Below are 11,915 nucleotides of genomic sequence, written 5' to 3'. Positions count from 1 at the left end.
ATCTCGTTGAATAGAATTATGTTTCGAAAGCATCGTCATCACCTCAAGGTTTTTCTTACTTCTAGTTTAAAACAAAAAAGACCGTAGGCAAACTCAATTTTCATCGAGTTTGTCTACAGTCTGAAGCCTTTCCAAATGGAAAGGCTTTTCTCACTGTTGCATCTCCTATTATTCTTTTCTTACAAGTAGTGAACAGCACTCCACATGCGCCGTATCGAGTCAATTAATAATCGATAGTTATCATGCTTTAGATTCATTTTCAGGAAAATCTAAAGCATGATTGGAATTATCCCACTTGCTTTCCTTCACTCAAACTTACAACAATTCCCGTGCCAATAATCGATATACATCTAGGCGCTTCGCTTGTGAATGAGGAATACTGACAATCATTGCTTCATCAAATCCATACTGCTCCTGTTCTTCTCGTAACAACGTCGCAATTTCTTTCGCATCCCCAACTAAATGTACTTTTCGATTTTCTTTAATGGTCATATGATCGATTTCCGTCAATGGATAATCACGGGCCTCCTCAGGTGTCAAAAGCGGTGCGAGCCTACCCTTCATAAAGAGTAAACGCCAAATATCTTGAGGCTTTGCTTGGAATTCAGCTTCTTCTTTTGTTTCGGCTGTTGTCACCATATAGGTCACACTGATTTGCGGTTTCTCCATAAAAGCTGAAGATTGAAAGCTATTGCGATACGCATCTAAAATGTCAGTGGACATCTCTCCATTGAAAAACTGTGCAAAGGAATAGCCAATTCCCCTTCTCCCTGCCTGAATCGCGCTATTACCAGTCGAACCTAACAACCAAGCTTCTGGTAATTTAACTTGGGATGGTGTAGCAATTGTTTTATTATACAATCCATCTCTAGGTACTTCATCGTTGATCAATTGCAGGGCCGTATCAAATTTTTCATACATATTGTTAAACATCGGTTGGCGTCCTTCCGATAATGCATACATAGAATGGTTATCCCCTCCAGGAGCTCGCCCAACTCCAAAATCAATCCTACCCGGTGAAAATGCACTTAACGTTTTAAACACCTCAGCTAGTTTTAATGGAGAATAATGCATCATCATCACTCCCCCAGTGCCGATTCGAAGCTTTCTCGTTTTCGCAGCCAAATGAGCTGCCGTCACTTCAGGAGCTGAACTTGCAAAATCGTTTGTTCCATGATGCTCTGCCATCCACATTCGATGATAGCCTAATTCATCGCCTAAAATGGCCAATTCCTCCGCGTTTTTCAATGCATCCGTAGCCTTATTTCCCCTCGTAATAGGGGCTTGGTCCAAAATACTTAATCTCATTTTTTCACATTCCTCCAATCAGCTTATTCCATTAGCAAATCGAGTTTCTTTCGTCCATCTGAATGCTTAAATCCTATTCAATGCATCTGAAATCACCTCTTCACCAGACACAAGGTCAAATGAACGGTTAAAAGTATTTTCCATCGGTAAAGCCGTCACAATCGTTTGCGCTACATCTTCACGTGGAATCGAGGCTCTTTCTAAATCCTCCGCAATTGACACCTTTCCAGTACCCGGCTCATTCAATAAGCCACCAGGGCGGATAATTGTATAAGTTAAGCCACTTTGTTCAAGGATTTTGTCCGCGTGATGCTTGGCAACCATATAATGTTTGATACTGCTCCACTTTTCTCGTCTATGGGCATGAATCGCACTGACCATAACGAAACGCTTAATGCCGATTTTCTGAGCAGCTTCGATTGTTTTTGCCGCTCCGTCCAAATCGATTAAAAGTGTTTTGTCAGCACCCGTATGTCCGCCAGAGCCAGCAGTAAAGACAATAGCTTCACAGCCTTTTGCAGCTTCTACGATTTCATCCACACTTCCTTCTAAATCTGCTAGTCTTGTTTCTACTCCTACCTTTTCAAAAGCATCCGCTTGTTCTTTCTTTCTAACCATCGCTCTTACTGTATGTTCCTTACTATCTTTTAATAGATTTATAAGGTGTTTTCCAATCTGTCCATTTGCTCCAACAACGAAAACTTTCATGAATCATCAAGCTCCTTCATTTTTATATTTGAAATCTCTTTACGTCAGGACAAGTTGTGAACAAATCGTTTTCCACTTCTATTATCTAGAAAACAATTAGCATGCTAATGATTTTCGTAAAGTGAGACTTCCATCAGTGGGGGTTTTCTTCATCCCCCACTGATGGTTAGCGAGACTTATCACGCTCAAAACGCCACATCCTGTGGCTTCACCTGACTTGGACGTCCTGTCCTTCGTCGGATCTTTTACGGGCAGTTATTTCCCACTTATCCTCTTTGCTTCTCTCCAATCTTTCGTTAAGAGTTTTACTGCCCGTTAAGGTGGGATAAAAAGCCGAGCTTATGATAGATTCTCAGCCATTTTCTTTAAAAGCTTTTTTAAGACTAAAAGCTCCTCAGATGACATTCCATCCAATAATTTATCCTGCTGCTTTCTCCAAACCTTTTCAATCGGCTCTTTTAGGTCCTGACCCTTAGGTGTTAAATAGACTCTGTTGACTCTAGCATCTAATTGATCACGATGTCGGTAGATTAAACCGTAGTTTTCCAATGCCTTTACCATATTGGCAACAGTTGGAGGTTCACAAGTCAACCGTTCGCTTAACTGGCTCTGTGTAACACCATCCTCTTTCCACAATCGGCATAATAGCTGATCTTGACCTATATGAAGACCGAGCTCGCGCAACATTTCCGAATAATTCCTCCGCGTTTTTGCCGATAGTTCATCAAGAATTCCCCGAATTTCGTCCTCAATCAATAGACCACCTTCTTTCAGTAGTAACTAGTTAGTATGCTAACTATATCCATGAATTAGTTTGTTTTCAAGCGATTTGCTCTGGAGAGAAATTGTTTTGAACTATACTTATTCTACGTATACTCCAGTCTTCATATGACTTGTGTAGTGATTGTGAATTTTTCAAATATACTCCATTTCAGCCACTGTATATGAAGATGCGGCACCTAAACAGAAATTCTATCATTCGCCCATCCTTCAATGAAGTCCTTTAGAGAAGAAGCAATCCACTTTCTACTATCCGATTCATGATCCCAAACAAAAATATCCTCTGTCTGGATACTTCCGTTTAATATCCGATATCCAAATAAATCACCATTTCCAGCATCAGAAAAGAAGAGTAAATGATCAAATGGCATGAAAATGTCCTTATAATCAGCGAAATTTCTAAAGAACAAGTTGTCCTTGACGATCTGATCGATTGACCAAATTAGCGGACAATGGTACTCATCAAACACTCCATTCGTTTCATTAAATAACTCTCTTAATTCGGCTGGTAAATCAACTTGTAATTTCTCTTTTATTTGACCAATTTCTGATTTAGTTGCAGGTTCTTTAAATTGATAACCAGATGTGACCGATTGGATATAATTCCTCCACATAGATCGTAAATCCCCTTTCTTTGCTAATCATATGTATGATAGAAATAAGACTTGCATCGTTTTGATCCTTCACAATTATAGTAATTGGGTATATTTTTGACGAATTCTTTCTATATATATGCTCACTTTTTCATCATAATCAGGATATTTATAACCATATGTTTCTGCGATACAGTGAGAAGCTTCTCTAAATAATTCAATACTAGTATAAAGCGCTTCCCACATTTTTGGATATGATCCCATATCGTAAGTAGATAAAACTTTATTCCATATGTCTTCAGAAACATATTTTTTTAAGAACCTATCAGATTTTCCTATGCTTAAAGAAAAATCCGTTTCCATTCCAACCTTCCACCGCAACATCGTGTGCAAACTTGGACGAAATGCCCTATTCATAAGATCAATAGCAAAAAGAATTTCCCTTCTAGCAAGACCTTTTACAACATATGTAGATGTTAGCCAAAACTCATTACAACAGTCATCAAATGATTGTTCACTTGGCTTTTGAATGTGGTACATGCTATCTGTCGCCATAACTGTATTTTGAATAAGGTTATCTTTATCTAATAACACTTCAACTAGTCCATCACTATTTTTGAAATAGTCTTCATATTCATTAAGTGGAATAAGTGTAAGGTCAATTTTCGTACCATCTTCAAAAATCATCAGATACGAGTACCAATTCCCTAATTCAGGCGGATATAATTCCATTGCTTCTGGTTGTTGCATCATGATCCTGTCACCAAAATAACTTAACCAATCATCACTTTTTTTGAAATAATCCATATCCTTGACCACTCCCACAGCTAAAGCAATGGGATTCTTTTTCGCAAACATTTCACTTACAAACTCCCAAAAGAAGTAGCAGAGGCGAAACTTGGGCGAACAACTTTCGATAGAGAAAAACGGTCTATCAAAAGGGCAAGGTCTGTGCCTACTACGCCGTCCGTACGGCGATACTTTTTTCCTTTTTAGGTTTATCATTTGGATGTTTTGTTTTTTGTCTTTCCTCCATTGACAAAAATCTTTTATACCAAACAGGTTGTTTATATAGAACCGAAATAAGTGGTTTTATTTCCATGTGATATTTCTTACGCGCCATATTTTTCGCTCCATTAATATCACGATGGATTTCTGTTTTATGAACAGAACATTTGAAATTTCTTCCGCTTGCTTGATGTCGGCTACCGCAAAACGTACAATCCTGAGATGTATAACTTTCTTCTGTCTCTTCAACAGTTATACCCTTTAGTTGGGCTTTGTACTTTAATTTCTGCTTGATTTTACCCTGATTCCAAAGAGATAACTGTTGTCGTCTTTTTTTAGTGTTTTTTCGTTTCTTTTTTCCGTTTTTCTTTGTATTCTTTTCAATACCAGACACGTTCCCGATTACAAGGTTAGTCACATTTTCTTTTTCTAAAAAAGAAACAACTTCTTTTGTTGTTTTATGCTCTAACTCTTCGAGTGAATTTTTTGTCTTTTGACGAATTCTTACTCTTGCTTTTTTATATTTCTTCCATTGTCGAGAGCCCTTTTTACAACGAGACATTTTCTTACTCAAATCGGCTAATGCCTTTGCTCTGAATTGCGATATACTACGCATCGCTCGACCTGACAACAATAAAGCTTTGTCTTCAGTAGCTACCGTTATAGCGTGGATTTCACCTAAATCTCCACCTGCCACTTTAAATTTAAGAGAGGAAATATCTTTTTCTGGTTCGGAAACAGAATAACAAAACCAGTATGCTCCGTTTCGCCAAACAACCTCAGCATAGTTACAATTTTTTAAATTTTCTTTTGAAAGATTAGGAATCGAAATAGATTTGTTCTTCTTAGGGTACTTTTCATTCCAATTCTTCTTTTTCTTTTTAATTAATAATTCTGGAAGTGATAGTTCGTATTCGGATTTTTTAATTTTAATTGTTTCAATTGAAATATCCATTGAAGCTTTCTTTAATGGAATACAATAATAGTATTTTCTTTTCCATGGATATTTTGCCTTTTTATTAGTTTTTCTCAATTTACGTATCGTTTCACGATTCGCTTCATACTTATCTGCGATGGCTTGAACAGTTTGAGAATGAAGATTATACGTTTGCTTCCGTACTGTTTGTATTTCCGTTTTACTCAACCACTTTTTGAAAGCAAAATAATAAGATGTTGCTTCTCTGACAATATCATTCCAAACGGAAGCAGCTTCTCGTTGCATGAACCTTAATTCTGAATATAATTTTTCATCGTAAGGTATTTTGAATGAGTGAGTTACAAACATGTTTTTCCTCCTTTCCCATTTTTAAACTAAATTTATAGTTCAATTATATAAGAACATCAGTTTCCAATTCAAAGAATACGCTCGTTTAAAGAACAAAAAAGTTGAAACATTAACGTATCTAAAGATACGCCTGTTTCAACCTCACTATCATCCCACCTCTGAAGAAGTAGGCTTTCTCGTTCGGGAAAATCCGTAACAAAATAACTAAAATCATAATCTTGAAAATCGTCTTTCGGAATATTGGTATTTGTTCGTGACCCCTCCAGAGTAAAGAGTCTAATTTTTTCACAGTTAAGCGCAAACTTCATTCCTAATTCCATTATTTCTTCCCCGCTTCTCAACATCCTCACCTCAGTCTCTATCATTTTTTAAAGGCTTTTAATCACCGAATGCAAATATCAGTTCTGTCTCGCAGACTAATTCTCCATCAACGGTAGCGATACCTTTTCCTTTCCCAATAGGGCCTTTTAATCGAACGATTTCAACTTCAAGACGAATTTGATCTCCTGGCTTTACTTGCTTTTTAAAACGACATTTATCTATACCTGCTAAAAGCCCCAATCGCCCTTGATTTCCTTCTTTAGTTAGCATAATAACTGCACTTACTTGAGCTAATGCCTCAACAATTAATACACCTGGCATAACAGGATAATCAGGAAAATGTCCATTAAAAAAAGGCTCATTGGCTGTCACATTTTTTATCCCTATTGCTCTTTTTCCTTCGTCTAATTCCAAAATCCTATCTACTAAAAGAAATGGATAACGATGTCTAATAACATCTTTCATTTTTTGAGTATCCAAAATCAATGCACCTCCCATAACCAATATTTTGAAGATATCCATTAGTATTTTAGTCCTTAATGAAAAACTCATGTGCTTAGTTCAATAACGAATATGTCGTACAACTCCAGTGTTTAACACTTGATTTCCCTTTACCTTCCCAACCCATTTTCATTAGTTCTTCAGATATCAATCTATTAAAAAATCCATGTCCAACTAAAACAACTGAGTTATACTTCTCTGCATACTTCACTAATTGTTCAGCTGCTTGTTTTGCTCTCTGTTTTGCATTTACCAAAGACTCACATTGTCTTGAATATCCACTGAACCATAGACACCTTAAAATGACTGTCCAACTATTTGGACTCAATTTCAACCTCAATATTCTTGGGAAGGCAGGTAATTCTGTTTCCCTAAATAAAGCATCAGAAAAGACTTTTTGATTTGGATTCAATAAACTTGCTGATTCTATTGACCTTTTCAAATCGCTTGTCATCACAACATTTGCTGTTGCTATTTTTTCAAGTGTTACTGGTGGGTAACTACTTTCTTCAAAAACCCCACTGCTATCATACTTTTCAGCCCATTCTTGAAATTCTTTACAAGTTATTCGAGTATTTTCTATATGCTTAGATTTTCCATGTCTAATCAATGAAATTTCCATTCCAATCTCCTGTTAAAATAAGTAACTTTTCATATAAAAAGTGCTATTGTAACTCTCTTAGCTAAACACTTGTAGCTCTTCACTTCACGAATGACTCTTTAATTCCTGTACGTTGAACAATCCACTCGTCGTTCGTTTCGACCATTTTTTCTAAATCATCATTTGTTAATTTTATTTCAGGAACATATGAACCGCTTGCAGTAATATGAGCTTTCGATTTAAACATAACAGTTCACCTCATTTTATGACTTAACACAATTTTAACACTTGTTACTAGCACCTGGTACTAATTTTATTAAAATTTACCTTTTATGTATAATTTATAACTTATTTCAAAATGTAGAAAACAAAAAAAGAAGGCGTTACTCTAGGAGATTATTAGCTTCTATTGTTACTAGTAAAAATGAATGATACAAATAAGCCCATAACCGAAATGTTATGGGCTTATTCGTCATCACACCTGAATGTACTAAACTCCTCAATACATACTTGAACAGATTTACGTAACGGCTTATTCTTTTTGTACATCATTCCTACTTTTCTATAAAGTGAGACTTCCAGTTGCGTTTAAGTACAAATATTCATCATTTATAAGTTTGTTCCACAATCTAGTCCAATACACGAAAAGACGCATTCTTAAATAAACGCATCCGATAGTTGAAGAATGAAATGAAATCCTTTCCCTAGTTAATCCGCTCTCAAATTCAAATTTAGCCTTCTATGCAAAATTTAGACCCTTAACGAGCCACGGAACCCTCTGGCAGCATAGTAGGAGTCCGCACCATTGTGATACACGAATACATGCCCATAGCGATAGTCGCAAAAAAGGGCACCGCCGAGTTCTCTAATATCAGAGGGAGTTTGCACCCAACTCGAGGTTTTCCTATCGAAATTTTCAAGTTTCTGCAACGCTCGATATTGTTCTTCTGTTAAAAGTTCAATGCCCATGGCAGTTGTCATATCAATAACGTTATTTTCTGGTTTATGTTTTTTCCTTGACTCCAGCGCTTCACGGTCGTAACAAGCACTTCTGCGACCTTTAGGACTTTCCGCTGAACAATCATAAAAAATATATTCGTCCTTCTTTTTATCATATTCAACAACATCCGGTTCACCACCAGTTATCTCCATTTCATTAAGCGACCACAGTTTTTCAGGATTAGCATCCAGCTTTGCTTGGACTTTATCCCATTCAACACCTTCATGGCGGTGCATGTTTTTCTCAAAACGGGCCTTCAATGCTTCTAGTAATTCTTCACGCTGTTCTAGTGGCAACTCCATTTTATTTATCTTTGTCATGTTAGTTTCCTCCATATTATTTTTACTCATAATGGTTTAAGTATATATAAAATTTATTGTATAATAAATCCTTTAAATCGCTATGTGAATTCAGTTTACACTAAATTAGATGATTCAGAAAATCCATTCCTCTACAATCATAATCGGATTGCTGAAGACCGATTAATTTATTTCAACTGGTGTTTATTGCAGAACTTTTTAGAATCAGATGTTTAAAAACTTCTAATTTTTTAGTTAACATCATCACGCTTATCGGCAATGAAAAAGGGATCTTCGACTGGAGATCCCTTTTTCATTCAGTTAGTGAATTAATCATAAAAGATTAAATGCATATCACTGTCAGTCTTTGATTTCGCAAAAAATTCCGCTTCATTTCCTCCATCAACAAATTTACCAATACCCCAGAAATACCCACATTTGCCTCGTTCTATATATCTTGTTCCTACATAATCATTATAACTTTCAGGATCGTACTCCCATAATTCAACTTTTAACTTACCAGCTGGACCCACGTAAGGATCCCGACAAATCTTATAATCTCCACCAGTAGAGGCATACACATCACTTTCATCACCATTAGAAAAAAGAGATTCTTCTCCTAAGTAATCCCAGCCGCTTGCAAATGTAGAAGATGGGATCAACAACGCAACTACCAATGCCACGACACTCATTTTAAACTTTTTCATGCCCATTCCTTCTCTCCCGTTTTGACTTGAACGTTCCCTTTTAATATATATATATAAGGGAATATTTAACAGGTCCTTTTGTTTTGGTACAAAAGCTACAAAATACTTGCAACTAATCTCTAAAAGAGAAGAACAGTCAAAATGCTATAACCTTATGAGGATCTAGAAATGAATACTCTATACAAATCCAGTTAACATAGAGCTAATTATCGGTAACAAAAAGGATTGGGTATCCAAAAGGTACCTAATCCTTTTTGTTTTTCCTTTCTAACGATAGTTACACCCCTAAGAAGGCAGATACATAAAGTGTTGTATGTAAATAGACTGAATCAAAAATATTCAGAATATTATTTACTGGAGTATACTAATGCATTATAATCATATAAACATACTAGGATTTAATTGAATTGGAGGCAACAAGATGAGCGTCAGTATCGCGATTATGGGATTAGTGGTAGGAATTTTAGTAGGACTAACAGGAGTGGGAGGAGCAGCTCTTTTGACCCCTCTTTTAATAGTATTAGGTATAAATCCTTCCGTCGCAGTAGGAACAGACCTTGTTTATAATTCCATTACAAAACTATTCGGACTAGGTCAACACTGGAAACAAGGTACCATTAATTTCAAATTGGTAAAATATTTGGCGTTAGGTAGTATTCCTAGTGCTGTAATTGCGATTGGGACTCTTCATCTTTTTCCAGCATTTCACCAACATCAGGAGCAAATTATTAAACATGCACTTGGATATGTTTTGACTTTAGTAGCTATTTCTATTCTTATTCGAGTCTTTTTTGATAAGAAGATACGGCCTAATCGTTGGCAAATGCAACCTCTTGAAAAAAAGAAAACACAAACCATTCTCATAGGTGTTATCTTTGGTTTTATAGTGGGACTAACATCCATTGGATCTGGATCTTTATTTGCCATTGCTATGTTATACTTATACAGAATGAAAACTTCTGAGTTAGTAGGAACAGATATTGCACACGCCTTTTTTTTAGTAACCGCTGCAGGTATATTAAATGCTAGTTTTGGAAGTGTTGACTATACGTTGACAGCTAATTTGCTAATAGGATCAATCCCGGGAGTGTTAATAGGCAGCAGATTATCTGCCAAATTTCCTGCTAAGCCTCTCCAAACTGTAATGGCTACGATCATTTTAATAAGTGGATTAAAGCTTATTTAAATAGGTTAATGTTTGAGAGATGGTCATTCCTTAATACCTCACTTTTAACGTCATTAAATTTTAGTTAAAAAACAAATAAGTTTATGCATACTTCATACAAATCTAATTGACATCATCACGCTTATCGGCAATGAAAAAGGGATCTTCGACTGGAGATCCCTTTTTATACTGACTCTTAAAATGCTTTGAACTCCGTTCAATCAACGGATTGGTATAATTTGTAATTTAATGTTAATAATATGAACTAGTTTGTAAATAGGAGAAAATAAATGAACCTAATCCTTGTTATCCTAGTTATGTTATTTTCTTTATTGAAGGGTGATTGGAAAAACTGGGAAGAATATTACCCCACAATGCTATATATATCTTTATCAACTTTCCTTTACGAGTTTATTTCACATAGTCATTATCATTTGTGGGAACTTGAAGAAGATTCTATTTTTAATCTTATGAATGTTCATTTTATACACAATCTCATCATAAACCCTTTAATAGCTTTTGTTTTTTTGTCTAATTATCCTAGTAGAATTAAGAAACAAATTACTTACACATTAAAATGGATACTTAGTTTTATGTTATTAGAGTGGATAGGCGAATGGTTTGGGATATTATCCTATCACAATGGATGGCATTTGGGATGGTCATTTTTATTTGTCATAATAATGTTTCCAATGGTAAGACTTCATCATGTCCATACGCTTTGGGCATTAATACTATCTGTATTTTTTGCTGTGTTTTACTTGACTATTTTCGACTACATTTAGTTTAAACTCTAGTAACTCTACAACTGCTGTTCGGTTTAATCCATTGTATAACCAATACATTTCTAGTCTACATAAGGCTAATTATCGAAAAAAAAGAGGTTGGGTACATTTGCTTTATTATCCATGTATATTGAATACAAACCTAGTTAACATAAAACTTCTTAGAGGCAGCTACACCAAAATAACCCCTTTGGTGCCCAAGGGGTTTATTGTTTATCTATGATTTTATTCAACTAAAAAAGGATATTTTATCTAAGTCCTCTTCCGATATCGGCCCCACCTACGCCAGATACTATGACAGCCACACGTGCCATCCAACCCATTATTACCATAACAGAAAACGCTTACATTTTCAAATATTACTAGAAAACAAGTTTCGACATAAAAAGGGCACTCTTATTATAGGGTGGTCTGTTCATTCTGCTGTATATACTATTTTTCTTTGTAGCGTTAAATTGATAAGTCGTTATATGTAACACAAGCTATGTTACATTTAAACTCTTAAAGTCCTTATATATCAACATTTTTAAACTCCTTCTTTCTATATCTACTTATGTAGCAATTCGCCAATAGAATTGCAAGACTAAATTTATATATTTTTCGTGTTGCCTTAAAGGTAACCAAAACCAAATCTCTAAGAAGGTCTTTTATACACCTTATCTTTTCAAGAGAGTAGATTAGTTATTGTAAATTCTGATTTAATGGAATATTTTTTGACTATCATTTCAACTAGTTGGAATGATATATTAATAGGAATTCAACAATTATTACAGAAGATCCCTTTGCAAATAGTGCTTAGGGATCTTTTGATTTTAAGTAATCTATAATTGAATTTAAAAGTGTTTTTAGTGTCT

At 35.5% G+C, this 11,915-nt stretch carries 12 protein-coding genes and 2 pseudogenes; 2 read left to right on the top strand and 12 right to left on the bottom strand.

Annotated features, from left to right (window positions below):
- Positions 1-315: 315 nt before the first annotated feature.
- The 12 genes and pseudogenes from K9V48_RS25130 to K9V48_RS25075 all read right to left on the bottom strand — a co-directional run bounded on the left by K9V48_RS25130 (position 316) and on the right by K9V48_RS25075 (position 9,117).
- Entirely contained in the window at positions 316-1,308 is a 993-nt protein-coding gene (locus K9V48_RS25130; RefSeq protein WP_224141840.1) for an LLM class flavin-dependent oxidoreductase, read from the bottom strand.
- 66 nt (positions 1,309-1,374) lie between these two features.
- Positions 1,375-2,016: an SDR family oxidoreductase gene (locus K9V48_RS25125; RefSeq protein ID WP_224141839.1), complete on the bottom strand. Its 642-nt coding sequence runs from the start codon at positions 2,014-2,016 to the stop codon at positions 1,375-1,377.
- A 339-nt stretch (positions 2,017-2,355) separates the two neighbouring features.
- Entirely contained in the window at positions 2,356-2,772 is a 417-nt protein-coding gene (locus K9V48_RS25120) for a MarR family winged helix-turn-helix transcriptional regulator (RefSeq protein ID WP_224141838.1), read from the bottom strand.
- A 203-nt stretch (positions 2,773-2,975) separates the two neighbouring features.
- A complete protein-coding gene (locus K9V48_RS25115; protein ID WP_224141837.1) occupies positions 2,976-3,410 on the bottom strand; it encodes an SMI1/KNR4 family protein in 435 nt (144 codons plus the stop codon).
- 75 nt (positions 3,411-3,485) lie between these two features.
- Positions 3,486-4,247, bottom strand: a complete 762-nt coding sequence (locus tag K9V48_RS25110; protein WP_224141836.1) for an aminoglycoside 6-adenylyltransferase — start codon at positions 4,245-4,247, stop codon at positions 3,486-3,488.
- Between the two features lie 100 nt (positions 4,248-4,347).
- The gene (locus K9V48_RS25105) at positions 4,348-5,682 is read right to left on the bottom strand and encodes an RNA-guided endonuclease InsQ/TnpB family protein (RefSeq protein WP_224141835.1); all 1,335 of its coding nucleotides are present in this window, start codon (positions 5,680-5,682) and stop codon (positions 4,348-4,350) included.
- A 188-nt stretch (positions 5,683-5,870) separates the two neighbouring features.
- Positions 5,871-6,026, bottom strand: a pseudogene (locus tag K9V48_RS25100) (aminoglycoside 6-adenylyltransferase); the annotation flags it as partial.
- Between the two features lie 34 nt (positions 6,027-6,060).
- Complete coding sequence (gene fabZ / locus K9V48_RS25095; RefSeq protein WP_263432947.1) at positions 6,061-6,501, bottom strand: 3-hydroxyacyl-ACP dehydratase FabZ; 441 nt, start codon at positions 6,499-6,501, stop codon at positions 6,061-6,063.
- Positions 6,502-6,559: 58 nt separating this feature from the next.
- Positions 6,560-7,126 (bottom strand): histidine phosphatase family protein, encoded by a 567-nt coding sequence (locus tag K9V48_RS25090; protein ID WP_224141834.1) that lies wholly within the window; start codon positions 7,124-7,126, stop codon positions 6,560-6,562.
- A 94-nt stretch (positions 7,127-7,220) separates the two neighbouring features.
- Positions 7,221-7,352: pseudogene (locus K9V48_RS25085) on the bottom strand (ketoacyl-ACP synthase III); the annotation flags it as partial.
- Positions 7,353-7,855: 503 nt separating this feature from the next.
- Positions 7,856-8,425, bottom strand: coding sequence for a DUF4256 domain-containing protein (locus tag K9V48_RS25080; RefSeq protein ID WP_224141833.1), 570 nt, complete (start codon positions 8,423-8,425; stop codon positions 7,856-7,858).
- Positions 8,426-8,733: 308 nt separating this feature from the next.
- A complete protein-coding gene (locus K9V48_RS25075) occupies positions 8,734-9,117 on the bottom strand; it encodes a YndA family protein (protein ID WP_224141832.1) in 384 nt (127 codons plus the stop codon).
- Between the two features lie 415 nt (positions 9,118-9,532).
- Here K9V48_RS25075 and K9V48_RS25070 point away from each other — a divergent pair, with 415 nt between their 5' ends.
- Complete coding sequence (locus tag K9V48_RS25070) at positions 9,533-10,297, top strand: sulfite exporter TauE/SafE family protein (RefSeq protein ID WP_224141831.1); 765 nt, start codon at positions 9,533-9,535, stop codon at positions 10,295-10,297.
- A 269-nt stretch (positions 10,298-10,566) separates the two neighbouring features.
- The gene (locus K9V48_RS29520; protein ID WP_308012624.1) at positions 10,567-11,061 is read left to right on the top strand and encodes a CBO0543 family protein; all 495 of its coding nucleotides are present in this window, start codon (positions 10,567-10,569) and stop codon (positions 11,059-11,061) included.
- Positions 11,062-11,915 lie beyond the last annotated feature (854 nt).

This window comes from Metabacillus rhizolycopersici (assembly GCF_020075705.1).
Note: the sequence above shows the minus strand (reverse complement) of the source record. Positions and strands in the feature narration are given on the sequence as shown.

Bases quoted from the DNA above. Each gene is read 5' to 3' on its own strand.
- K9V48_RS25130 (WP_224141840.1), bottom strand. From the start codon at position 1,308: ATGAGATTAAGTATTTTGGACCAAGCCCCTATTACGAGGGGAAATAAG.
- K9V48_RS25125 (WP_224141839.1), bottom strand. From the start codon at position 2,016: ATGAAAGTTTTCGTTGTTGGAGCAAATGGACAGATTGGAAAACACCTT.
- K9V48_RS25115 (WP_224141837.1), bottom strand. From the start codon at position 3,410: ATGTGGAGGAATTATATCCAATCGGTCACATCTGGTTATCAATTTAAA.
- K9V48_RS25110 (WP_224141836.1), bottom strand. From the start codon at position 4,247: ATGTTTGCGAAAAAGAATCCCATTGCTTTAGCTGTGGGAGTGGTCAAG.
- K9V48_RS25105 (WP_224141835.1), bottom strand. From the start codon at position 5,682: ATGTTTGTAACTCACTCATTCAAAATACCTTACGATGAAAAATTATAT.
- fabZ (WP_263432947.1), bottom strand. From the start codon at position 6,501: ATGGGAGGTGCATTGATTTTGGATACTCAAAAAATGAAAGATGTTATT.
- K9V48_RS25090 (WP_224141834.1), bottom strand. From the start codon at position 7,126: ATGGAAATTTCATTGATTAGACATGGAAAATCTAAGCATATAGAAAAT.
- K9V48_RS25080 (WP_224141833.1), bottom strand. From the start codon at position 8,425: ATGACAAAGATAAATAAAATGGAGTTGCCACTAGAACAGCGTGAAGAA.
- K9V48_RS25075 (WP_224141832.1), bottom strand. From the start codon at position 9,117: ATGGGCATGAAAAAGTTTAAAATGAGTGTCGTGGCATTGGTAGTTGCG.
- K9V48_RS25070 (WP_224141831.1), top strand. From the start codon at position 9,533: ATGAGCGTCAGTATCGCGATTATGGGATTAGTGGTAGGAATTTTAGTA.
- K9V48_RS29520 (WP_308012624.1), top strand. From the start codon at position 10,567: ATGAACCTAATCCTTGTTATCCTAGTTATGTTATTTTCTTTATTGAAG.